Origin of the sequence: Endozoicomonas sp. ALB032 (genome assembly GCF_049310125.1) — a bacterium.
Classification (GTDB): domain Bacteria; phylum Pseudomonadota; class Gammaproteobacteria; order Pseudomonadales; family Endozoicomonadaceae; genus Endozoicomonas_A.
The window spans coordinates 5,430,190-5,451,751 of record NZ_JBLYNW010000001.1 but is presented as its reverse complement, the minus strand read 5'-3'; the positions used below and the strand labels follow the sequence as shown (position 1 = coordinate 5,451,751).

At 47.6% G+C, this 21,562-nt stretch carries 17 protein-coding genes; 9 read left to right on the top strand and 8 right to left on the bottom strand.

Going from position 1 to position 21,562, the window contains the following annotated elements:
* The first annotated feature begins 20 nt into the window (after window positions 1-20).
* On the top strand, window positions 21-1,928 hold the full coding sequence (locus ACO6VG_RS19925; RefSeq protein ID WP_422475273.1) for a SurA N-terminal domain-containing protein: 1,908 nt from the start codon (window positions 21-23) through the stop codon (window positions 1,926-1,928).
* 239 nt (window positions 1,929-2,167) lie between these two features.
* On the opposite strand, the gene ACO6VG_RS19920 is transcribed toward ACO6VG_RS19925, so the two are convergent.
* From ACO6VG_RS19920 to ACO6VG_RS19910, 3 genes are all read right to left on the bottom strand, one after another.
* The gene (locus ACO6VG_RS19920; RefSeq protein WP_422133924.1) at window positions 2,168-3,088 is read right to left on the bottom strand and encodes a hypothetical protein; all 921 of its coding nucleotides are present in this window, start codon (window positions 3,086-3,088) and stop codon (window positions 2,168-2,170) included.
* 408 nt (window positions 3,089-3,496) lie between these two features.
* Window positions 3,497-5,683 (bottom strand): hypothetical protein, encoded by a 2,187-nt coding sequence (locus ACO6VG_RS19915; protein WP_422475271.1) that lies wholly within the window; start codon window positions 5,681-5,683, stop codon window positions 3,497-3,499.
* Between the two features lie 167 nt (window positions 5,684-5,850).
* Entirely contained in the window at window positions 5,851-6,408 is a 558-nt protein-coding gene (locus ACO6VG_RS19910; protein WP_422133922.1) for a hypothetical protein, read from the bottom strand.
* A 237-nt stretch (window positions 6,409-6,645) separates the two neighbouring features.
* Here ACO6VG_RS19910 and ACO6VG_RS19905 point away from each other — a divergent pair, with 237 nt between their 5' ends.
* Window positions 6,646-6,813, top strand: coding sequence for a type II toxin-antitoxin system RelE/ParE family toxin (locus tag ACO6VG_RS19905; protein WP_422410073.1), 168 nt, complete (start codon window positions 6,646-6,648; stop codon window positions 6,811-6,813).
* On the opposite strand, the gene ACO6VG_RS19900 is transcribed toward ACO6VG_RS19905, so the two are convergent.
* Window positions 6,781-7,443, bottom strand: coding sequence for a hypothetical protein (locus tag ACO6VG_RS19900; protein WP_422475269.1), 663 nt, complete (start codon window positions 7,441-7,443; stop codon window positions 6,781-6,783). The genes ACO6VG_RS19905 and ACO6VG_RS19900 overlap by 33 nt on opposite strands.
* A gap of 177 nt (window positions 7,444-7,620) precedes the next feature.
* On the opposite strand from ACO6VG_RS19900, the gene ACO6VG_RS19895 reads away from it, so the two are divergent.
* The 3 genes from ACO6VG_RS19895 to ACO6VG_RS19885 all read left to right on the top strand — a co-directional run bounded on the left by ACO6VG_RS19895 (window position 7,621) and on the right by ACO6VG_RS19885 (window position 10,177).
* Window positions 7,621-7,911: a type II toxin-antitoxin system RelB/DinJ family antitoxin gene (locus ACO6VG_RS19895; protein ID WP_422133919.1), complete on the top strand. Its 291-nt coding sequence runs from the start codon at window positions 7,621-7,623 to the stop codon at window positions 7,909-7,911.
* Between the two features lie 96 nt (window positions 7,912-8,007).
* Window positions 8,008-8,187: a type II toxin-antitoxin system RelE/ParE family toxin gene (locus tag ACO6VG_RS19890; RefSeq protein ID WP_422137111.1), complete on the top strand. Its 180-nt coding sequence runs from the start codon at window positions 8,008-8,010 to the stop codon at window positions 8,185-8,187.
* 508 nt (window positions 8,188-8,695) lie between these two features.
* Window positions 8,696-10,177, top strand: a complete 1,482-nt coding sequence (locus ACO6VG_RS19885) for a hypothetical protein (protein WP_422475267.1) — start codon at window positions 8,696-8,698, stop codon at window positions 10,175-10,177.
* A 7-nt stretch (window positions 10,178-10,184) separates the two neighbouring features.
* On the opposite strand, the gene ACO6VG_RS19880 is transcribed toward ACO6VG_RS19885, so the two are convergent.
* Window positions 10,185-10,652: an Lrp/AsnC family transcriptional regulator gene (locus ACO6VG_RS19880; protein WP_422410065.1), complete on the bottom strand. Its 468-nt coding sequence runs from the start codon at window positions 10,650-10,652 to the stop codon at window positions 10,185-10,187.
* A gap of 306 nt (window positions 10,653-10,958) precedes the next feature.
* Between ACO6VG_RS19880 and hppD the strand changes: the two genes are divergently transcribed.
* From hppD to ACO6VG_RS19860, 4 genes are all read left to right on the top strand, one after another.
* The gene (gene hppD / locus ACO6VG_RS19875; RefSeq protein WP_422475265.1) at window positions 10,959-12,047 is read left to right on the top strand and encodes a 4-hydroxyphenylpyruvate dioxygenase; all 1,089 of its coding nucleotides are present in this window, start codon (window positions 10,959-10,961) and stop codon (window positions 12,045-12,047) included.
* Window positions 12,025-12,942 carry a phenylalanine 4-monooxygenase gene (phhA, locus tag ACO6VG_RS19870; protein WP_422138077.1) on the top strand — a complete coding sequence of 306 codons (918 nt, stop codon included), beginning with the start codon at window positions 12,025-12,027 and terminating at the stop codon, window positions 12,940-12,942. Before hppD ends, phhA begins: the two co-directional genes overlap by 23 nt.
* A gap of 199 nt (window positions 12,943-13,141) precedes the next feature.
* Entirely contained in the window at window positions 13,142-13,990 is an 849-nt protein-coding gene (locus ACO6VG_RS19865) for an alpha/beta fold hydrolase (protein WP_422133914.1), read from the top strand.
* 76 nt (window positions 13,991-14,066) lie between these two features.
* Window positions 14,067-14,924 (top strand): DUF4892 domain-containing protein, encoded by an 858-nt coding sequence (locus ACO6VG_RS19860; RefSeq protein WP_422138076.1) that lies wholly within the window; start codon window positions 14,067-14,069, stop codon window positions 14,922-14,924.
* Window positions 14,925-14,973: 49 nt separating this feature from the next.
* On the opposite strand, the gene mukB is transcribed toward ACO6VG_RS19860, so the two are convergent.
* From mukB to ACO6VG_RS19845, 3 genes are read right to left on the bottom strand one after another with little or no spacing between them, the layout of a single operon-like run.
* Window positions 14,974-19,377 carry a chromosome partition protein MukB gene (mukB, locus tag ACO6VG_RS19855; protein WP_422475262.1) on the bottom strand — a complete coding sequence of 1,468 codons (4,404 nt, stop codon included), beginning with the start codon at window positions 19,375-19,377 and terminating at the stop codon, window positions 14,974-14,976.
* Window positions 19,374-20,126, bottom strand: a complete 753-nt coding sequence (locus ACO6VG_RS19850; RefSeq protein WP_422133911.1) for a chromosome partition protein MukE — start codon at window positions 20,124-20,126, stop codon at window positions 19,374-19,376. The genes mukB and ACO6VG_RS19850 overlap by 4 nt, the downstream gene beginning before the upstream one ends.
* On the bottom strand, window positions 20,116-21,468 hold the full coding sequence (locus ACO6VG_RS19845) for a hypothetical protein (protein ID WP_422475260.1): 1,353 nt from the start codon (window positions 21,466-21,468) through the stop codon (window positions 20,116-20,118). Before ACO6VG_RS19845 ends, ACO6VG_RS19850 begins: the two co-directional genes overlap by 11 nt.
* Window positions 21,469-21,562 lie beyond the last annotated feature (94 nt).

The following is a 21,562-nucleotide window of genomic DNA, read 5'->3' as shown; positions in this document are numbered from 1 at the left end:
GCCCGGAACCTGAGGTTAGTATGCTCCAATCAATGAGGGATAAGGCAAAGAGCTGGGTAACATTTGTTGTTGTCGGCATCATTGCTTTTATGATGGCGATTACCGGCCTGGAAACACTGGCGCCGAATCCTAATAATCCTAACGTTGCTAGCGTTAACGGTGAAGATATCACCCGTGCCCAGTTGACACAGTCGCTGGAGCAACAGAGAAGAATGCTTATTCAGCAGATGGGTGATCAGTTTGATCCATCCCTGATTGATGAAAAACAGCTCAGGGAGTCTGTTCTTCAATCTCTGATTGATCGCAGTCTGCTGCTGCAGGAAGCCAAAAATGGTGGTATGGGTTTAGGTCAGAAAGAACTGGATGCCATGATCGTTCGTATGCCTGAATTTCAACAGGACGGTAAATTCGACCAGGATCGCTTCATGATGATGGTCCGCAGTTTGGGTATGTCTCCAGCTCAGTTCCGTGTGCTTTTGAGTGACGAAACAGTTTTGCAGCAAATTCAGACCGGTGTTGCAGGTTCCGAGTTTGTCACCCAGTCAGAGATTAACAGGCTGACTGCCCTGGAAAGCCAGAAGCGTGAGATAACCTGGCTGACACTGGATGTTGCAAAAGTTCGTGACAGTATTGAACCGACTGAAGATCAGGTTAAATCCTACTACGAAGCCCACCGTGATCAGTACATGACATCAGAGCAGGTTGAGATCAGTTTCGTAGAAATGGATAGGGCTTCCATGGTTGAGGATCTTGAAGTCGATGAGCAGGCTGTCAAAGATGAATACCAGCGTCGACTCCAGGACATCGAAGAGAATGCCGCTGATACACAAACAGTGTCCACTATTTTGATTCAGACCGGTGATCAGCGCTCACTGGAAGAAGCTCGTAAAATTGCTGCAGAAGTAGAGTCCAGGCTGAAGGCGGGTGAAGCTTTTGCCAGGCTGGCAGAAGAGTACTCGGACGATCCCGTAACCTCTGCCAAAGGCGGTGATATGGGGCAGGTTCAACCAGGCATCTTTGGTGATACTTTTGATGAAACGGTGGCCTCTCTTGAGCCAGGACAGGTTTCAAGGCCAGTTGAAACTGACTTTGGAGTCCAGATCATCAAATTAACTTCTCGCGAGAAGCCCGTCATTCCGAGCTTTGATGAACTGAAAGATGAAATTGCTACCGGGCTTAAGGCTCAGGAAGCCGAAACCATTTATCTGGAAAAAACCCGTAAGCTGGCGGATATCAGCTTCGAAGCATCTGATCTGGCCCAACCGGCAGAACAGCTGGGCCTGACCATCCAGACGGCAGGTCCTTTTACTCGCCAGGGTGGAAGCACCGATGTAACTTCAAACGCTAAAGTTATTGCAGCTGCCTTCAGTGATGATGTGCTTGAACTGGGTGCCAACAGTGAACTGATTGAGCTGTCTCCAGAAAAGGCCATGGTTCTTAGAGTTAAAAAGCACCTTAAACCAGAATTGCGTCCGATGGCTGAAGTGCAGGACAGCATTGTACAGGCTCTCAAGATTGAAGAAGCACGAGAGCAGCTGGTCAAGAGGGCAGAAGCTCTGCAGGCAAAACTGGTGGCCGGCGACACGGTTAAGCAGGTAGCTGAATCTGAGGGTCTGAACTGGACTGAGGCCAAGACGATTGCCAGAAGAGAGCAGGGCGTTCCTCAACCCCTTCTGATTGAATCTTTCAAAATGCCTCATCCTGAAGACGGGAAGTCGAGCTATGCTTCAGTCGAATTGTCCAATGGTGATATCGCTGTTGTTGCCCTTAGTAAAGTAGTTGAAGGTAAGCCACTCGAGGCAGATACTGCCAGTAATCGAATGATGGCGAGCTACATCGCTAACGGTAATGGACGTAACCTCTTTACCGAGTACCTCAAGAGCCTGAAGGAAACCGCAAAGGTTAAGATCACTAAACAAGAAGAGTGATCTCAGGTTAACCCAATCCGAATGGCAGCCATAAACCCCGGTTTTTATCGGGGTTTATTTTTTCTGGCCGATTACGGCACGCAGCGCCAACTGGCGCTGTTCCAGTCCGCATAGTGGCGACTATCCATTTTCGTACCAAACAGAAAGCGGAATATCTGTCGGAGCAGGTCATACAACGTTTAAAAGACTGTGGTCTGACATTGCATCCGGAAAAGACAAAGCTGGTCCAGGTGACTTTGTTAAGAAAATGGTACAAAAATTATTCTAGCCGTATGATCACTCATCATGAAGTATAAAAAGCAGCCTTCGAATTGCTCTTTAGATATATTAATTGAATAACGCTTGATATTGTCCAACAGGCAATGTGTAATGCTTTCGTTATGTTCAATTAAATCAGTTTCTGATGCATGATATAGGAATGTTCTGTTTGACAGCATTAAATCTACATCATGCCTGGTTAGCCCTCGTGGTTTGTTTTCTTTAGAGTTGTTTTCTACTGTTAGTAATACAATATAATTTTTTATTTGAGCTGATTTGGTTTGTCTGGAAAGTTGATCGAATGTTGAATAAATTGTAGATGATGCTCCTGAATAATTAATAATCTTGGCAATGTCTTCCTGTCTATTAATGTAAGTGTCTTGCTGCTCTACATTATCAATCAAGATAGACAAATCCTCCTCGTTCATCCGAATAGCTTCATTGATTGGAACCACTAATGATGAATTGACACTGAATTCTGGTGGTACGTCTAATTCAGCATTTGCTCCTGGTGGCGGGAACCTTAGATTCCTGGTTGCTCGCAATACTAAGGAAAATCCTCTACGACAGCCATAGAGGATAGTTACAGGAAGGGCTGCAATTGAAATACCTGTGACTGCTGTTGCTGCACCAATGGTAAGAAAAGTGCCGCCTATTAAAATACTAACACCTGCCAGTGTTGGAATTGATCTGATTGTTGCTCGCCAGCCATGGTATGTTGTTTGAACGCCATTACTTACAACGGTAAGTTGTGCCCCTGTTTCAGAAGTTGAATATCTATATTCAGAAGTTGAATATCTATAGTTAAATTCAAATGAATAAGAACGCTCGGAAGAGGCTAAAGCCAAGAGAAACGATATTATATAAAACAGCTTTATCGTAGAGTGAGTGGTTGTTTTCATTGACTCAACCTATGCATTAGAAATTTCATTTAAGGTAGAGTCGTTTTTGTCTTTTGTCACGTAACGAGTCTGTAGAAAAAACATCTCAAAGGCTGCTATCTCCAAGAGACTCACTTTAATATTCATTTAATCCTGTTTCAGATATTCAGTTACTGACTTTTTTCTGGTTTTTCAGGGTAAGTTCGGTCGGTCTGATTTCCTGCCTATGACCAAGCGGTGGTTCCGACGTCACCAGTCGTTTGCCGTAAAAAAACCGAGGGGCACCCGGTTACTGCTGATGAAGGCTTCTTTATAAGTCCAGACGCTATAGGCTGGCTGTAGCCTGTGAAGTCAGAAACCTCCCATGACAAGGCGGAGAGCGTCACAGCAGGTATTGTAAATACCTGAATTTCCATTAATAAATGCTTATTATTCTGGCGGTAAATGAGGGCAGGGGATCTGAAGCAGTTGAGTATTTTCATCAACATACCATTCTATTTGACCGTTTTTGGTGCTCAGTTTCACTGTAACTTCTGGTTCTGTTGCTGCAACGATGTCCCGTTTCAGATCTTTCATGGAAACAATGGATCTGCCGGAAATTTGATATGTTTCCAGTCCCATAATCCCGGCACCTTTTGCTCCCAGTGAATAGGGTGGTTTGCTGGCGATCATTGTGTAATCAACGGCAAGGTCACCGTCTGCCAGTAGTGTGACGGTTATCTGGTGGTTATCGTCAGCGTCCCTGCCCATAGGATTCAGCAGGAAGGGAGTCACCTTAAACAGTCGATAAGTCTCAAGTTTGGTCTGGTAAGCAGCAAAAGTCTGGGTCAAAAGTTTTGACAGAGTCCTGGCAGCACGCATGTCGCCAAGAAAACGCATCAGTTGAGTGACTTCCAGCGTATGTCCGATACGAGAAAAAGTTTGATCCTTTCTTCGCTTTTTGCTGCCGGTAGCTACCTTGAACTGATAGTCTGTTCGCGGGCGGTCCTTTTCAAATTGGGTCAGCATTTCTTCGGAATCGTTAATACTGTTCAGAATGACTTGCCACTCTTTCGTCATGTTTTCTTTTATGCCCAGAAATTCCGGGGAAACAGGCATGTCATGGTTAAGACCATACTTTAACGCCACGGGTAATCTTTTTGTTAATTCGCCTGTGATATGGCTCAGCCATTTTTCTGAAGGCTCCCCGATCATTTGGCGGGTGTCAGAAGAAACACTGGGTACTGAACAGGCATCGTGTATTTCCTCAACGAGAGCAAACAGGTGTGATAGACCTTTGTCGTAGGAAAAAATTTCCGTTCCTGAAGCCACTTGGACCAGCAATGTGGGAATGTCTGCAACGTAGAAATTTCTTAAATTTCTATCAGAATTATTGAATCGTTCAACCCTCTGTACAATAAAAGTCATATCCTGATGAAATGTTTGTTGCCAGGGAGTGTTCTGAATTCCATGGATAGGTTGATCATTCGCCAGGTGCCGGGCGATAAGGGTAAAAAGCTGGCTCTGCATGCTCATTTGTTCGGGGGCCTGAATCAGCAGTCCCATGATGTAATGATTAAGTCTCTCCTGAGTCAACTGCTGTTGTTGAATATCGGACAACATTGCTGCCAGCATCTTTTTAGTGCTTTCATCCAGGGAGGCTGAACTCCACGACACAAGGCACTCTATCAAGTCCGGCTGAATGGGATTTGAAGTTTCTGCGGCTTGCAGTTGCTGCTCCAGGGTCTTTCCGGCCTGAAATGCTTTTACAAAACGCTTGATGGACTGCTCTAGTCCATCAAAGTACTGAATTCCGGGTAGGAGAGTCAGGTTAATCAAATGGTTTTCATCCAAGGGTTCACAAAGCTGACTCTTCAAAGGTTCATCGACCTGTTGCGACAGGGACTGACAGAAGTGTTCCAGCTTTTGTAATGTCATCAGGCCTGTTTGTTCAGACACCAGCGCCTTAACCGGTCGGGACCTGCGGGTTCGTTCCATCAGTTCAATATGGTCGAGCGTGATATCGACTGAAACCAGTGTGTAACTGTTGTCTTCTTCCCGATGGATAAAGCCCATCTGGCTGAGCTCATTGTTGGTAAAAAGTGGTGCTTCTTCTGTTCTGGCAGGATAAACACAGTGAAACACAAACCCCTGATCAAGTTTTCCACCGTCGTTTAACCAGATTCGACCAAACTCAACCGGGTCTGTACAGGCGAGATAGCGATCAAGCAGGAACAGCTTTCTGTTATTCACTTTTGATGCGAAGAATCCTGAAGGCTTCAGTGAGTTAACCTGACCAGAAGCCATTCCAAGCTTTGTTAATACAAAGGCTACTTTGCTGCGCAGCTGATTTTTGTCTGCATAAAAGTCCGAATAGTGCTGTTCCAGAGACGCTACAAATTGATTCAGTTCACGCTGCCAGAGCTTTTTGTGGCGCAACTGCAGTAGTTCCTCTCCCTGACCTCTGGCAGTCACTTGCCAGTGTGCCAGGGTTTTTGCAGAAAAGGGCTGAACTGTCGGGAGCGTATTTTGTGTGGGCAGACTCCTGACCTTATGACCCAGCCAGAAACCGGAGAGACGGCCAAGTCCACTGTGCAGAGAGCGATAGACTGAGCTGACAAAACTGGGTATCCGCATACCGGCTTAATCTTCCATGAAGAGGCTGATGGGGGGCTGTGTAAACTTTAACCTATCATAAAAAGCCAGAGAAACATGAGTTGTTAAGCCAGTTTGTATGCGCCAAACCCTTGTCAATTATTGGGGGACGCTCCCTCTCCGGTCGGAATTGGTATACCGATTGAGAATTAGTTTTCCAGCTCGAGCATCCAGTCACCTGGTATCCAAAAGTCGTCCAGATCCAGTGATAATACCGGGCGATCACCCTGATCAGACAAGGCCCTGGCATCTTTAAAGGCTTCAAGGCAGTCATCTTCGAGAATTGGGCCAATCAACTCAGGCCGGTATTTGTTGTCTTTTCCTGCCCGGTCGAGAATTTCGACGGCTTCGAATCCGAAAGAGCAATCCCAGAGTTCTTTGAGGCTGATTCTTGAAGCGCCGTAGGCGATTCTGGCAATGTTGATATCGTGCATATTGCACCAGAGAATCGTCGACATGGCTGCGCAGTCCGGCTCGGTATTGGTCAGCAGAATCAGCTCCTGATCCCGGCGGACATGATAGTTCTGTGCCAATGCATGAAGGGCCAGACCTTCAGCGCTGAACAGGGGACTGATATGCCGGGCATAAGCGGCAGTCACCAGAATCTGGCCGCAGGGGTCCAGGATGCAGCAGGAAAAAGGTGCTACGGGGTTGGCATTGATGCCAAGCTCGATCAGCTCTCCCATCATTTCTTCGTACTCTTGCATAACCGTTCTCCGGACGGGTTGAAATCATCAAGAGAGACACAGGCTATTTGTCATGTCCCAATTGTTAAGCGGAAAAGAGCCTGAATAAAGCGGAAAAAACTGCCAAATTTATAGTTCCATTTGTCATCTCCATCAAGGTATTGCGACCATTTCTTCGAAAAGTGCAATGTCCACAAAGCGCAGTATATTCCGGGTACAATTTTCTCATGTCACAGCAGTGCGATTCTGTACACACTGGTGGAAACCGCCATTGCCAGAGTGTTCTATACAGTAGCCGGTGCTAGCATGCTGTTACTGCACGGCTTTATCAAAAAGTCGGATAAAACCCCGACAAACGATCTTAAGCTGGCAAAAACGCGCCGTGATGACGTGCTAAGGGAACAGAAAGGAGGTAGTGATGAGTGATCCCCATATTGGCAGCAGTTTCGACGACTTCCTGGAAGAAGAGGGCTTGCTGCCCGAATGCCAGGCAGAGGCCATAAAGCGAGTACCTGGAAAAAGAGAAGTCCAACAAATCAACCTTTGCCCGCCGCCTGGGTACCAGCCGTTCACAACTGGATCGGCTTCTTGATCCCAACAGCACCAGCCTGAATCTGAAAACACTGGCGAATGCCGCTCAGGTGATGGGGAGAAAGCTGGAGTTGAGGATTGTTTGATTTGCCCGGCTTCGCCAACCCTTAGCCAGATTGACGGCAGATGCTTTAATGGGCTTCTTTTCTGGTAAGGTCTGCAAGTCAATGATCTGGTACTGGAACACCCGTTGACATCCTCCCACAGATAAAGAGGGTGTCGCAAAACTCCAACAGCTCGTCCCCGTGCTCTGAGGTCGTCATTCCCGCGAAGGCGGGAATCCAGCGCCAACGGTGGATCTCTGCCTTCTCGGGGATGACAAGGCCAGGGGGGCACCGGGCAGTATGGTTCTGGTGGTGAGTCAGTGTGGATTCCCGCCTTCGCGGGAATGACGAGAATGAAGTTGGGAATGACGAGAATGAAGTCGGGAATGACGAGAATGAAGTCGGGAATGACGAGAGTCAACTCGTTCCCATGCTGGAGAGAGTTTTGTGAGAGAGTTTTGTGACACCCTCAGAGCGTGGGAACGAGTCGTAAAATACGTGGCCCGAAGGAGAAAAGGAATAGTGAAGCTCCCAATACTTGGCTGTCTCTCAATTGAGAGACATACTAAATAAACATCACTTAAAAAGGATATTTGTTATGGCTCATACATCAATGTTGCACGTCCGTGTAGATTCTGCTTTAAAAACAGAAGCGACCGAAAAGCTGGCCAACTTCGGCTTAACCCTGTCTGATGCGGTTCGGATCCTGCTGACCCGGATAACCAAAGAAGGTGGCCTGCCCGTCGGCCTTACCAGTGACCCTGAAGCGCATGATGCCTGGTTCCGGGAGCGGGTTAAGGAAGCCTTGAACTCTGAAGATGTTTTATCCCATAACCAGGTTATGGATGAAGCCCAAGCCTTGATCGAAAGGAAAAAACAACGTGCATAAATTGGAGCGGTTGGGCCTTGCTCGTAACGACCTTTTGACCATTGTTGATTACACTCCGATGATAACTTAGAGACGGCCCCTCGACTCAAGGACGACATTCAGGCCAAAGCTGAAAAGCTTATGGATTTTCCCAAAATTGGCAGGGTAGGCCGGGTTGTAGGTACAAGGGAGTTAGTGGCTTGGGGAAATTACATTATTGTGTACAAGGTAAGTGAAACCACCATTCGGATACTTCGCATTTTGCATGCCGCACAGCAATGGCCACTGTCGAAATAGGGGTTATGACCGTTAGCGTACGTTTTCGTTCCGGCTCCAGACCTCTGACAGCGAGATCGATATGGCGTTGTCGAAGGTGTCCATTGCCAAGCTGATTGAATGATGGGTTTATGGCCATCAGTGCGCAGGATGATATTGATCTCTTCGCTATACCCAAGCTGTTCTAACAAGTCGAAATAAAGCCGGGTTCCGGGAATAAAATCCCTCAGTCCTTCAGGCAGTCTCAGGGCGGGAAGTGCCATCAGGCTCTAGTGTCAGGTCTGGAAAAGAATCCAGGGCAGCCGTTTTTTTTTGCTGCTAGTTGTCGTCAAAGCTGTAACCGCCTTCACCTCCGGTAAGAATGGTTTCTTCTGAAGGTGACGGTGAGGGTGTTAGTCCTCAATCTATATCCCTGCCCATTTGAGGTATCACAAAACTCTGTTTCCCATATTTTCAGGCCCTATGTGTCCCAGCATTTTTGCTAATGCACTACATTCTATGAAATGCCTAAGGTATAGAGGAGCAATCCATGTCAGTAAATGTGATGACAAGACCATCGTGGCGATGTGAAAAAAATCATCTCCTGTCCGGATGTATTCTTACTTTAACGGCACTGATACTGCCTCTGTCAGGCCTGAGTCTGGAGATCTTATCTGATGAGGTGGTTGAACCTGCAAGCTGTCTCAATCAGGAGCCGGACTTTCTCAGTCGGCTGAAGCATAATCAAAGATATTTCCTGTTCTGTCATGTTCCTGCCTCGGACTGGAAGGTTTTTCGTGATGACATCATTGATGATGAATCTTTAAACGTGGAAGCGGAACAGCTGGTTGAGAAAATCAGCAATAATGACTTTATATTACCGGCCTCTGGCACTGAAAATTCTGAAGTCAAAAATGATGACGCAGTGCTGGAAAAAATGTTCGACCTTCTGGTCTACATTCATATTCACCTTGCCGGTCAACTCACCACTGACAACCTTTTGAATGCCTGGATCACCCAGTTGCTTCCAGCTGCTCAGTTTGGTTCTGCATCAATAAGCAAGCTTGATTCTGTTAGTGATGGCTCTTTTCAGGGTGTCCAGGTTAACCTTGATGAGCGCTATCGGAAAGCTTTCCTCAAATCAGCAACGCGTGTTGACCGGTGCCCTCATGGGGGTTCTGAAAAAGCGGCAGCGGTTTTAACCCGGCTTCGGATTTTGGACAGAAATTCAGAGCCGTTTATCTATGATCGAGAAAAAAACCTGGTGCAGATACCTATCATGGCAAAAGTCTGGGCTGATATTGCCGAACATAATCGATTACATTTCTATCATGAGACCTTCGGACAATCACCGGAAAAACCTGTTCTTTTTCTCGGCGCGCCCGATATAAAAGCGCTCTATAAGCTTCGCAAAAATGGCCTGCACCCGGTGACACTTTTCCACCCAAAACTCAGCGAGCCGTCTCTGACACCTGACGACTGTTATGCGGGCCCGGCTATGTCTGCCTGGCACGATATGAGCTACATCATACTGTTATCGACACTGTCCAATGACATTAAGCAGCACAGCTATGAACTCTACAATTCATTGACGCAACTGGGACAGGAATTACAAACGGGTACTCCATCATCTCCCGGGAATGCTTTTTTCCTGGCGCACTATTTAGAAGCCATGGATCGGTTATCCAGGACAACGGACTGGAATAAAGACCTGGCATTCTTATTGAGGGGACTGTTCAAATATAAGCCTTTTTTTGAGGGGGAGTCTGTTAACATCAGTGACTCCACTTATTTCGATATTCTTGAAATCGGGCATCACAACCATGCTATTGGTGATGAGCGCGATGATTTAATGAAGCTGTTATCGTTAATGATGAATGCCAAGACTGAGCTTCAAGAAGCCTATTGGGGCTTGGCCGGTCATTATTATGTCTTCACACACATGGACAAATGGTTAGGGCGTGGAAACAGCAAGGAGCTTGGGCTGGTTCCGCAAACTCTGGTGGAGGTCTGGAGAGCAGTGCGTCAGTAAATTTGTTTCACAAAGGCAGCGCCGTAGTGGATTTAACCGAGGCCAGGGCCAGGGCTGTCTTGACATGACTGACGCCGGGCAGGGTCAGAAGCTCTTTCATGATAAATTCATTCAGAGCCTGACTGTTGGCTGCCATGACTTTTAACAGATAGTCTCCATCGCCGGTTATCGAGTGGCACTCCAGTATCTGATCCATATGTAAGATGGAGGTCTGAAAACTTTCAGCAGAGTGCTTGCCATGGGTTTCCAGTGTCACAGTGACAAAAGCCGAGACATCCAGACCCAGGGCTTCGGGGTTTAGTTGTGCCACCTGCTTCCTGATGTAGCCCAGCTTTTTCAGGCGGCTAATGCGTCTGGAGCATTGGGAGCTGGACAGGTTTACCTTGTTAGCCAAGTCTGCCAGAGAGACTCCATCTTCCTTCTGCAGACTATCCAGAAGACTTACGTCGTACTTATCCAGAGATTCAGTCATCATGAACAAGGCCCTGATATGCAATCAAATTGCATGATGTTGTTTTATTGCTTTTTATGTCGCAACCATTTTGCATGACCACCCTTTTATACTGTATTTACTATGGAAATGCAGCACTTTCAATGGCCGATACCGCTTGGTTATGGTTGGTGAGTTCTTCTCCCTGACACCTTTCAGATTATTGGCAATCTTGAGCTGAACTAACAAGAAGCTAATAGACGTCTGATTTGCCAAGGTTGGCCGATAGATAGAATAGCGGACTTTAAAGGGAAAGTTAGCCCGAATTCGTCCATAAAATGAGGGTAATTTATGAAAGGCATTGGCCATTCTGCAAAGGTTTCTGATATTAATCCCATGGGGACTGATGGCTTTGAATTTGTAGAGTTTGCCTCTGCAGAGCCCGCTGCGCTCCATGAGTTCTTCGCAAGCCTCGGTTTTCACGCATCTGCTCATCATAAAACCAGGGATATTGCTCTTTACAAACAAGGCGACATTCAACTTCTGGTAAATGGTGATGCCAGCAGTTTTGGTCGTCGTTTCTATGAAAAACATGGTCCCTGTGCCTGTTCTTTTGGTATCCGTGTGGCAGACGCTGAGTATGCACTGGAGCGAGCCCTGAGTCTGGGTGCAGAGCAGGGCGAATCTGAATATTCGGTCGATGGTCGTGAAATCCCCTGCATTGTTGGTGTTGGCGGCGCTTTGCTTTACCTGGTTGAGCGTTATGGGTCGGCAGGCACCATTTATGACAGCGATTTTGAGTTTGTTCAGGATCAGACAGAAAAACCTGAAGTCGGTCTGGAAATACTGGATCATCTGACCCACAACGTGGCACGTGGCAACATGGATCACTGGGCTGGTTTTTATGAAAGGCTTTTTAATTTCCGCGAGATTCGCTACTTTGATATTGAGGGCAAGCTGACGGGGCTCAAGTCCAGGGCCATGACCAGCCCCTGCGGCAAGGTCAGAATTCCCATCAATGAATCTTCTGATGATAAAAGCCAGATAGAAGAATATCTTGAGCAATACAAGGGCGAGGGTATTCAACATATTGCCCTGACAGCCGGAAATATTTATGAAGCGGTAGACAGAATGAGGGGTTTGGGGGTTAAGTTTATGTCGCCGCCACCGGATACTTACTACGAAATGCTGGGTGAGCGTCTGCCATGGCACGGGGAAGTGGTTGAAGACCTGAAAACCAGAGCTATTCTGATGGATGGTGCTCCCACTTCAGACGGCGGTTTGCTGCTACAAATCTTTACCGAAACCGCCATCGGACCGATCTTTTTTGAGATCATCCAGCGTAAGGGCGACGAAGGTTTCGGAGAGGGTAACTTTAAGGCTCTGTTCGAAAGCATGGAGAGGGATCAGATTCGTCGTGGTGTTTTGCAGGAAGAATGACTTTTCTTGCATCTCTCAGATCAGGCTGTCTGTTTTCGGACAGCCTCCAGGCTGTGAAAATGGCTATGGCGATTGCTTTTTTCACAGCAAAAGGAATTTCAGATTGAAGAAGCCCACACAGTATACAGCCCGAAAGCCTGATGAAAAGGGTTTTATCGAGTATCCCGCCGAAGAGCATGAAACCTGGCGAATACTCTATGAACGTCAGATCTGGGCGGTCGAAAAGAGAGCCTGTCCCGAGTATATCAGGGGGCTGGGGATTCTTGGTCTTTCTGCTGAGCAAATCCCTCAGCTCAATGACATCAGTGAGAAGCTGCTTGAATGCACCGGTTGGTCGGTGGCCAGAGTTCCAGCTCTTATCTCCTTTGACCGTTTCTTTGAATTATTGGCCAATCGTCGTTTTCCGGTGGCTACTTTTATCCGCACCCGTGAAGAGCTGGATTATCTTGAGGAACCGGATATCTTCCATGAAATATTTGGACACTGTCCTTTATTGACGAACCCCGATTTTGCGAAATTTACTGAAACCTATGGTCAGTTGGGACTCAGAGCAAGCAAAGAAGAAAGAGTTTATCTGGCAAGGCTGTACTGGTTGACCGTGGAGTTTGGCCTGGTCATGACAGATGAAGGGTTGAGAATATATGGAGGAGGTATTCTCTCCAGCTTCAGGGAAACGGTCTACGCTGTCGAAAGTGAGGATCCTGAGCGTCTGTCCTTTGATTTGATGACGGCTTTGAGAACTCCCTACCGGATCGATATTCTTCAGCCGGTCTACTTTATTATCCAGTCCCTTTCAGAGTTACACAGTCTGACAGAAATGGATCTGATGGCAAAAGTACATGAAGCCATGAAGCTGGGACTATTAACCTCAAAATTCGCCCCCAAGAGTGCCTGAGCCTATTGTCGCTGGTGCGGGGATCTGGTTGCTTTACCTTTAATATCCTGATAATTTTTCGGCATTCTCGGGCTGTTCGGTGAATGGATAAAACTGCCTGAAAACTTTTGTGATGAGACCGACAGGCTCCTGACCATAATTTATGGCGAAAATAATGACACACTGTCGTGGAAGATAGAGAGGCTGACAAGAGAGAGCTATGGAGCCTAGAGACATTGAAATCAGTATCGGGCGGATGAACTTCTCCGGTCAGGAATGGGGCGACCCGCAAGGAAAGCCCCTGATTGCCCTGCATGGTTGGCTGGACAACGCCGCCAGTTTTACTCCTCTGGCTCCCTTTCTGAAAGATGTGCGTTTGATTGCTATTGATCAGGCCGGACATGGGCGTTCCTCCCATCGACCCGATGAACTGGATTATTCCATCTGGCACTACGTCGAAGATCTGGTTGGAATCGCTGATAGCCTGGATTTGGAATCCTTCAGTTTAATCGGGCACTCAATGGGAGCCATTGTTTCGGTGATGGCTTCAGCCATTCTGGGGGATCGGATTGAGAAAGCGATTTTGCTGGATGGGCTTTTTCCCATGCCCAGAAAACCTGAAGATACTCCCAGTGCCCTGGCGGCCTACATTCAGGAACGAAAATCCTTTCGAAAAGGCAAGCCAGTAAATCGTTACCGCTCTTTGGAGCATGCTATTCGTGTACGTTGTCTGGGACAATTTCCAGTATCGCGGGACTCTTCCGCATTGCTGGTGGAGCGAGCGTTATTTCAGGACGGTGATGCCTGGACCTGGCGAACCGATCCACGTCTGAAGTTGCCTTCTCCCACTCGTTTTACAGAAGATCAGGCGCTGGCCTTTGCAGAACAGATGAGCTGTGATGCACACATGCTTTACGCAAAAGAAGGTTATGTTGATGCTTTGATTGAGCCATACCGTGAACGTCTTGATAATGTCCGGTTTTATCCGATGCCAGGCTCCCACCACTTTCATATGGACGGGGAGACGGATTCTGTAGCCACCATAGTGAACACTGTTATGAGTTCTTGACTCTGTCTGGCGGGCCAGGCACCTGAAAGGTACTTATATCCGATAAAAAAGCGGTACTTCATTGGTCGGGATTGAAATGCAAATCATAGCCATTTTTCATTCTTTGTTAAGACGAACACTTACTTTAACATTGGCAGGTGGCCTTATTGCCTCTGCTACTCTAATTGCTGATGAAATAGTCCCGTTTCCCAATGCCACTCTCAACCTTGAATTCGAACAGCAGGTGACCAGCTATCCGGTCATCAGTAGCCCAATGAAAAAGGTGAATGGTGTCGTGACTGCCGATTCAGAGCAGTGGCTTGATGGCTCTCTCAATCGAAAACTCTACCAGCTGCCCAGTGGTAAAAGCAGTGACGAAGCCTATCGATTTTTTACCGATCAGTTTGAAAAACTGGGTGTCACCTCTGTATACAGCTGCGAACGTTTCAGCTGTGGGGCCAGCAATTTCTGGGCGAATAATGTTTTTGATGTAGCTCGTTTGTATGGACTTGATAAGACTCAAGCCTATTTTCTGGGTGAAAAGCAAGTCGATGGCAAGACCGTTTATTATCTGACCTATACGGTTCGCAGAGGCGACAAAAGAGAGTACGCCCTGGTCGATATCTTCACTGCAGGCAAAACAAAAGTAGTGAGGAATAACCAGGTTGTCATGACCACCTTGCCGACCAGTTCATCTACCCTGGCCCGTTCAGAAGCCTACAAGTCTCTGCTTAAGGCTTTTGAAAACCAGACCAGAGCCTTATTGATTACGGTCGAGTCAGCTTCGGCTGAAAGAGTCTCTGAGGTGGACAGTCTCAGCAGGCGGTTGCAACAATTCAAAAGCCTCCTTCAATCCAGACTGAGGGAAGACGCTATTGGCTCCAGTCGTTTCCGGATTCAGTGGATTGTTGGAGATCAGGAAGAGGCAATGATGCATTGGCAGTTGCTTCAATAGAGTAACTTGATAGCCATCATAGCGTCTTCCTCCATCGGGAAGTCAGCCATTAAACACTTTCCAAAGCAACAGGCTTGCTTCTGACTCCTGAAAAAATAACGTGCTCATAAGGTTCCATTAGACGCACCATACGGTACGTCACGCCATTCTTTGGAAGAACGTTGTCCGGAGCGCCTACCAGCAATTGCAATGACTGATTGGCACAGAGTTCTTCCAGAGTCTGGAGTGCCCGGGCATCCAGTCGCGCCGCCTCATCAAGGAACAGCAGGCGATTGGCTGCATGGCCGTTTCCTTCACGGTTCTGGGATTCCCAGGAGTGCAGCACCATGGTGAGTACGGCCAAACCTGTGCCTATGGCTTCACCGGTAGACAGGTTGGTCGGATTGGCTGCTTCAAACTGGCTGCTACCTGCGCGTTGAATCAGAATGTTAAGTTTGATGTACTCGCGATAATCGAGCAGCTTCTCCCCGGTAATGGTGCCACCAGTTTCCCGTTTGAATATTGCCGCAAGGGCATCTTCAACGGTCATTTCAGGCTGTTTGAAAAGATCGCCATAGAACTGGCTTTGCAGGGCATCCAGTACCTTTTTGAAGCTCTCAATCTCCTGCACTTCGATTTTGATAGAGCGGATGGTGCCAAAGTGAACGCTGGACAACGCAGAGTTAAGTTGAAAAATCTGCTTCCGCTGTCTGTTAATACTGCGTTGAATGTTCTGGCCCATGTATTCCGATTCAGCAAGGAACTGCTCTTCTGCGTCCTTGAGTCGCTCTTCCAGTCGAACCAGATGTTCTTCAAGTTGTTCCAGTGCCTGTCTGGGGTCATCAGAGTTGGAAATGGTTTTATCCATTCGCTCTGCCAGTAGTTGCTGGGCATAAAGAACACATTCAAACAGGTCGGGCAAGTCGGAAGCACTGGCTTGGGACAAGCGTCTGAGCAGGGTATTTTCAGGTTCAGACTTGAGAGCCTGTTCCAATCTCGCCCGGGCGGTTGAAATATTTTCTTTTAACGCTTCATTACTCTCATGGAGTAATTGCTGAGAGTGCAGCCGACTCATTAAACCGGACTGACTGGCACGCTCCTCAATCGCTGCCCACTGTTGCTTTGCTGTCTCGCACCTTGGGGTAATAGATTGAATGTCTTTCTGCAGGGCTTCTAAATGATCCTGTAGTTTATTCAGCTCTGAGCGACGTTCCGTGACTGACTGGAACAGGGTATTGTGTTTTGGCTCAAGGTCTTTCAGTTGCCGGATGACCTCGTCCAAGCGAGCTTTCATCTGCTCTGTCAGTGTTTCATGCCAATCCAGTGGGATGCCTTTGATCTCGTTTTCTTTGAGCAGGAGCTGACCTTCATTGTGTTGCAGTACGCTCTTATCGGCAGACATATTACTGTTAAGAGCCTGCAGCTGATCCTTAAGGAGTTCGAGTTCTCTCTGTTGGACCTGTTTTCTGGAGTCTTTTTCTTCCCATTCCCGTTTCAGGGATTCTCTCAAAGAGCTGGTTTCGTTCTGACGATGGACTGAGTTTTTAAAGCGCAGGTTTGGCAGGGTCTGTTCTGTGCGCTGGAGCAGATCAATAGTCTTACCTGACTCGGCTATCTGGTTGCCGAGTTTATCAAGACTGGCCTTGAAGACTTCAATGTCTTCAGCCGGAGGGGTATCAAGGTATAAACGACTGCTTTCCAGTTGACTGATATTTTCAGAATGTATTTTGATCCATTCGGCGGCTTCGAGGCACTGAGTCTGCCGGGACTCCAGACTCTCCACTGTCATGGCAAGATCGACTTCATCAAGAACAGTGGCATTGGATTGTTGAGAGGCCAGAAAAGAGACAACATGGTTAAGCGTTTTTAACTCTGTATCTTTCTGAGTCCGGGTGGCCTGAGACGATGTGAGCTGGTTTTGACAGTCTTCAATGCTTACGGCCAGTGACTGGAGGTCAGGCTCCTCCTGGCCAATCCACTGCGATAAAGGTGCCATCCTGTCGAGCAGAGTAAACTGTTTTTCAAGTTTCCTGCGGTTGACGGCCAGCGTTTGTCTCTCATCGAGAATGTTTTCTTCCCGTTCAATGAGTCTTGCTCTCTCTTTCTCGCGGGCCAGTTTACCGAGAGTAGGAAATTCAGGTTCCTTGCTGAGACGGGAAATGTTCTTTGAAAGATTCACCAGTACACTGCCGTCTTCATCCTGATGTAACGGTGATTCAATGAAGAGGTCTTCAGAAAAGCTGGTGCTCGAATCACCCTCAAGCAACCAGACATCGTCAGGGCGATCAGTTTCCTGTCTGATCAGTGCCGCTGCCTTCTCAACATCCTTTACCAGTAGCGCATTGCGTAAGGGACCCATTTTGGCTTCCAGCCAGGCGGCTTCTGCCAGTGAAATCTCATCTTCATCAAAGAACTGGCTTACCAGCTGACCCTTTGTCAATTCCGCCAGTCTTTGCAGCTGGATCTGCTCTTTTGAATCGCAGATTTCAAGCCCTTTCAACCTGAGTCTCAGGGTGCTCAGTTCGGTCTCAAGCCCAAGGTCCTGACGATGGCAGATATTCTGCTGTTCGGTCAATGTATAGCGAAGAGTACTCAGCTCCTCCGGCTGTTCTAATTGAATATCGTCGTTTGGCTCAAACAGCTGTTGTTTGAGACTTTCATATTCCAGCCATTGGGTATGATCTTTTTGCTTTTGTAAACGCTGTTGTTCCAGCTGCTGCTGCTTCACTTTCAGGTCCTGAATGGCATCGGAAAGTGTACTCAGTTGTTCACTGATCAGGGCTTTGTCCGTCTCTCCCTGCTTCAGGTGAGTCAGCCATTGTGCATGGTTTGTTATGGCATGGTTGAAGGGGGAGGGTAGTCTGGCGATGCCTTCTTTAAGTCGTTGTTGTTCTGCCAGTTTGCGTTGTGTTAATTCCAGCCTGTCCTTTATAACCTTTATTTGACGTGTATCATGCTCTTTTGAGCGCTTTACCTGAATCCACTTGTCTGATAACTGGCCGACATTGGCGGTAGACACTTCACTGTTTTCAAGGAGAGACAGGATCGGTAGACACTGATCAAAGTGATGTCTGATATTTTCCATCTGCTCCAGCAGGGGCCGTTTAACATGATACTCTGCTGAGAGTTCGCTGCGCTGCGCAATCGTCTGCTGAAGAATCTGACTGAGGTTTTTTTCACTCAGGGTCGCATCCGACAGATGGCTGCGACACTCTTCAAGGCTGGCTAAAGCCTGATTATAGAGTCCGGCTTTACGGGCTTCTTCAGAATAAGCATCTTCAGCGTCAGCCAGCTGTTTAACGAGTGATCGAACGTCCTCTTCTATTTGTTCCAGTTGCTGGTTTTGTTGCTGTTTTTGAGCTTCCAGTATTTCAAGTTGTTCGTTCTGTTGTTGCAGGCGTTCATGAATATTGTCATTTTCTTGTTTCAGCAGTCTGGACTCAGTGTGGATTCGGTCCAGTGTTTCGGCCTGTTCCTTTTGAGTACGGGCCATGGTTTCATGAGTCTGGAGCTGTTCCCTGGTACTTTCCAGTTGCTCTATTTCAAGCTCAATTGCGCTGATTTGCTGTCGTTGAGCTGTGATATCTGACTCAGTGCGCTCAGTCTGGTTCTGGCAATCAATCAGCGACTGCTCAAGTTGGACCTGAAGTCTCTGTGCCAATGCTATGATGTTTTCGCCCAGTTTGTAGCTTGAATCCAGTAACTCTTTAATCAGCTCCCGTTTTTCACGGGTATGGTGAATACTGTCCCGTGTTTTGCGAGTTTCCTGCAAAGCATTCTGCATGGAACCGACCGACTTTTTAACATTTTCTTCCGATGTTAGCAGGTAGTCCCGGAGCCCTTTTTGCATTTCAGAAGAAAGGCCACCATACAGGCTGGTTTCCAACATTCGATAATAACGCTGGCGGTCTCTGATGTTTTCCATTCTGCGGGGAATGATCCGGCACTGAAATTGCCAGTCCATAAACTGGCCGAGAGATTTGAAGCGTTTCAGTGTTCCGCCCTGAATGGCAATCTGATTTGAAAGGGCGTTTCCTTCCAGGGCATCGTAACGATTCTCACCCGCAGGACTCATCATCAGATCTTTTACTGATATGTCTTGGTCTATGCCCGAAATGGCAAACATTTTCAGCTCGACTCTGGGCTTTCCAAGGCGCTTTAGCTGGACGACGGCGATGACACGTTCACCGTTGTACAGGGTGTAATCCACCAGAGAATAACAGGTGCCTTTGTCAATGCGTCCCCAGATACCATTATCGCTGCGATCCTGACCGCTGTCGGAGTTGTTTCTTAATCTTACCAGACGATTGTCTGGTACCCGGTTAACCAGCAGTGCGCCCATAATGGTCGTTTTGCCGGCCCCATTATGGCCAATCAGGTTGCTCATCCACTGGTGCAATGAGAGAGTTTTAAAGAATATCCCTCGAAAGTTGACCAGCGTCAGACTGTTAATCTGCGTACGTGTCTGACTCATGCTTCGACTTCCTTAATCTCTTCATTGCCTTCAACGGAACCTTTGTTTTCTGCTGCCGGTTCGTCGCTGTTTAGTGTTTCATCCGTTACTGATTCGTCTGCCACTTCTTCGTCTGCCTCCAGAGAAATAGAACCGGATTGCACCAGCTTTTCCAGACTTTCCCGGGTCATTTGGCTGCTTCTTACAGGTTCAATAAAGCGCATCAGGGGGGATTGGGTCTGAACTCTGTCTGCTTTTATGCCATCCATGCGGATCATGCCGAGCTTCGCCAGTTGCCGCAGTGACCTCTTGAGGGTTTCCATAGCTTTTTCACGATCCAGCTGGGTATCGATTTTCTTTCTGTCCAGCAATCGTGCCAGCCGCTTGTCGTCTACAAGCATCCGTAAACGTTCAAACAAAGAATCCGCGTGAATCCAGCCGCCGCCTTCGAGCTGTTCCGGGTCAAGGTGATACAAGGCCAAAAGCTGGCCCAGAACCATGCTGAGTTCGTCGAGCTTTTTAGAGCGAATCAGATTTTTGTTGCCCAGTTTTGGCTGCAGGTAATAATAGTCTTCCTGAGCACAAATCAGATCTATACCATAACGCTGGTAATGCCCGTCAAGCCAGGTTTCGCCTGCCTGTAACATGCTATAGAGATGGGTATGTCTGGCATCAATATGCTCACCCCGGCGCAGTCGGCTGTCCAGCTCGGGAAAGAGATCGTCGTTTATGACATCGGCCAGAGTCTGGTAGGGGTTGTTAGCATTCAAGCGAAGATTCTCTCTCTGATGTGATGGGTTTTGTTAGCTCTAATTGCAGGTGTTCGGCTTCGAGGTTGGGCATGATTTGGTGCCAGAAACTTTCAGGAATATCCTGAGCATTACGGAAATGGCCCAGTCTGGTCATGGCTTCGAACAGCCAGCCCGCAGATTGCAAAAAATCGGTCATGGGTAGGGTGTTGGCAAGTTCGCTTAAGGCTTCCTCATAGGAGGGAAGATAGCCTTTGTCAGAAACCCGTGTTTTTAGCCATTGAGCGATCGCTGTTTTACGGCTTTCAAGATCGTCCATGTCGGTCATGCTCTCTTCATCCATGATGACCCGGGACTGAGTGGTTTCAGGCTGGGGCGCATCAATTTCTCTCAGTCGAAGTAAAGGAGCGTCGCTGCAAAGATTGAGATACCAGGGGTTCTGATCATACTGTTGAATGGCGTCCAGCGTTCTTTCCATCAGGGCTTTGCGTTCATCCATGTTGATAAACTGGCGGATATATTGATGGGCGCGTTGATGGAAACTTTCCCAGTGTGCCAGTCTTTCTCCGCTCCAGTGCTCAATGCGATCAAGGTGTTGCTCGAGTCTGAACACCGAGTGGGCTGCAAGATGTCTATTCGCTGTTTCGCAGGTCTGGGAAATGGCTTCCAGAAGTTGTCTCAGGTCATGACAGGAGGCCAGCAACAGTTGTTGAAGATCCTGTAATCGGTCCTGGGTATCATTCAGAAGGTGTTCACACTGTGTCATGGCATTTTGCCAGTCTTGCTTCAGCAAGGCGACGACGTCAGACCGTGTTTCTATGGCTTCCTGGTCCAGTTGTCTCTGTCTATGATCAATCGCGGTGACGAGTTGCTGTACAGTGACATCCAAGGGTGCTTCGATTTGAAGACGCCAGTACTGATCGTTACCATCATTGATAGCAGCATCCCTGATCTCCCGCAGGTGGCTGGCGACTGTCATAAACAGTGTGCTCAATGCGGTATGGGAGGCGTCAAAGCCTGTGCAGATGGATTCAACGATTTGTTCTGAAACGGGAGGAAGCAGGTAAGCGTGCTGTTTTTCACCGATACCCTCCAGACAGATCAGCAGGTTTTGATCCATCATTCGACGAATAGTTTCATTGCAGCGTCGTTCAGATGTGACGGAATCACTGTCTATACGGTGTTTATCAACCTGTTCATAGACGATATGAAGCTCTGCTTCGCTGAACTCTGGCTGAGATTCCTGATCTCTCCAGTATCTCAGGGTAGCAAGAAATGCAAGCTCTGCGGGTTGCAGGTTAAGTTTTTGACCGCTGGTTAAAATGTTGCTGATCAGTGAAGGAATATCACGAGATGCCGTCAATCCGCACTCCCTAGCTGCTTAATGTGAAAATAAATGTTATGCCACGCTGAATCTGTGATTGAGATGGCATTGATAGAGTCAAGGCACGATTATG

What these genes read in the sequence shown, in the direction of transcription:
- ACO6VG_RS19925 (WP_422475273.1), top strand. Translation starts at nt 21, where the DNA reads ATGCTCCAATCAATGAGGGATAAGGCAAAGAGCTGGGTAACATTTGTT.
- ACO6VG_RS19920 (WP_422133924.1), bottom strand. Translation starts at nt 3,088, where the DNA reads ATGAAAACAACCACTCACTCTACGATAAAGCTGTTTTATATAATATCG.
- ACO6VG_RS19915 (WP_422475271.1), bottom strand. Translation starts at nt 5,683, where the DNA reads ATGCGGATACCCAGTTTTGTCAGCTCAGTCTATCGCTCTCTGCACAGT.
- ACO6VG_RS19910 (WP_422133922.1), bottom strand. Translation starts at nt 6,408, where the DNA reads ATGCAAGAGTACGAAGAAATGATGGGAGAGCTGATCGAGCTTGGCATC.
- ACO6VG_RS19895 (WP_422133919.1), top strand. Translation starts at nt 7,621, where the DNA reads ATGGCTCATACATCAATGTTGCACGTCCGTGTAGATTCTGCTTTAAAA.
- ACO6VG_RS19885 (WP_422475267.1), top strand. Translation starts at nt 8,696, where the DNA reads ATGTCAGTAAATGTGATGACAAGACCATCGTGGCGATGTGAAAAAAAT.
- ACO6VG_RS19880 (WP_422410065.1), bottom strand. Translation starts at nt 10,652, where the DNA reads ATGATGACTGAATCTCTGGATAAGTACGACGTAAGTCTTCTGGATAGT.
- hppD (WP_422475265.1), top strand. Translation starts at nt 10,959, where the DNA reads ATGAAAGGCATTGGCCATTCTGCAAAGGTTTCTGATATTAATCCCATG.
- ACO6VG_RS19865 (WP_422133914.1), top strand. Translation starts at nt 13,142, where the DNA reads ATGGAGCCTAGAGACATTGAAATCAGTATCGGGCGGATGAACTTCTCC.
- ACO6VG_RS19860 (WP_422138076.1), top strand. Translation starts at nt 14,067, where the DNA reads ATGCAAATCATAGCCATTTTTCATTCTTTGTTAAGACGAACACTTACT.
- mukB (WP_422475262.1), bottom strand. Translation starts at nt 19,377, where the DNA reads ATGAGTCAGACACGTACGCAGATTAACAGTCTGACGCTGGTCAACTTT.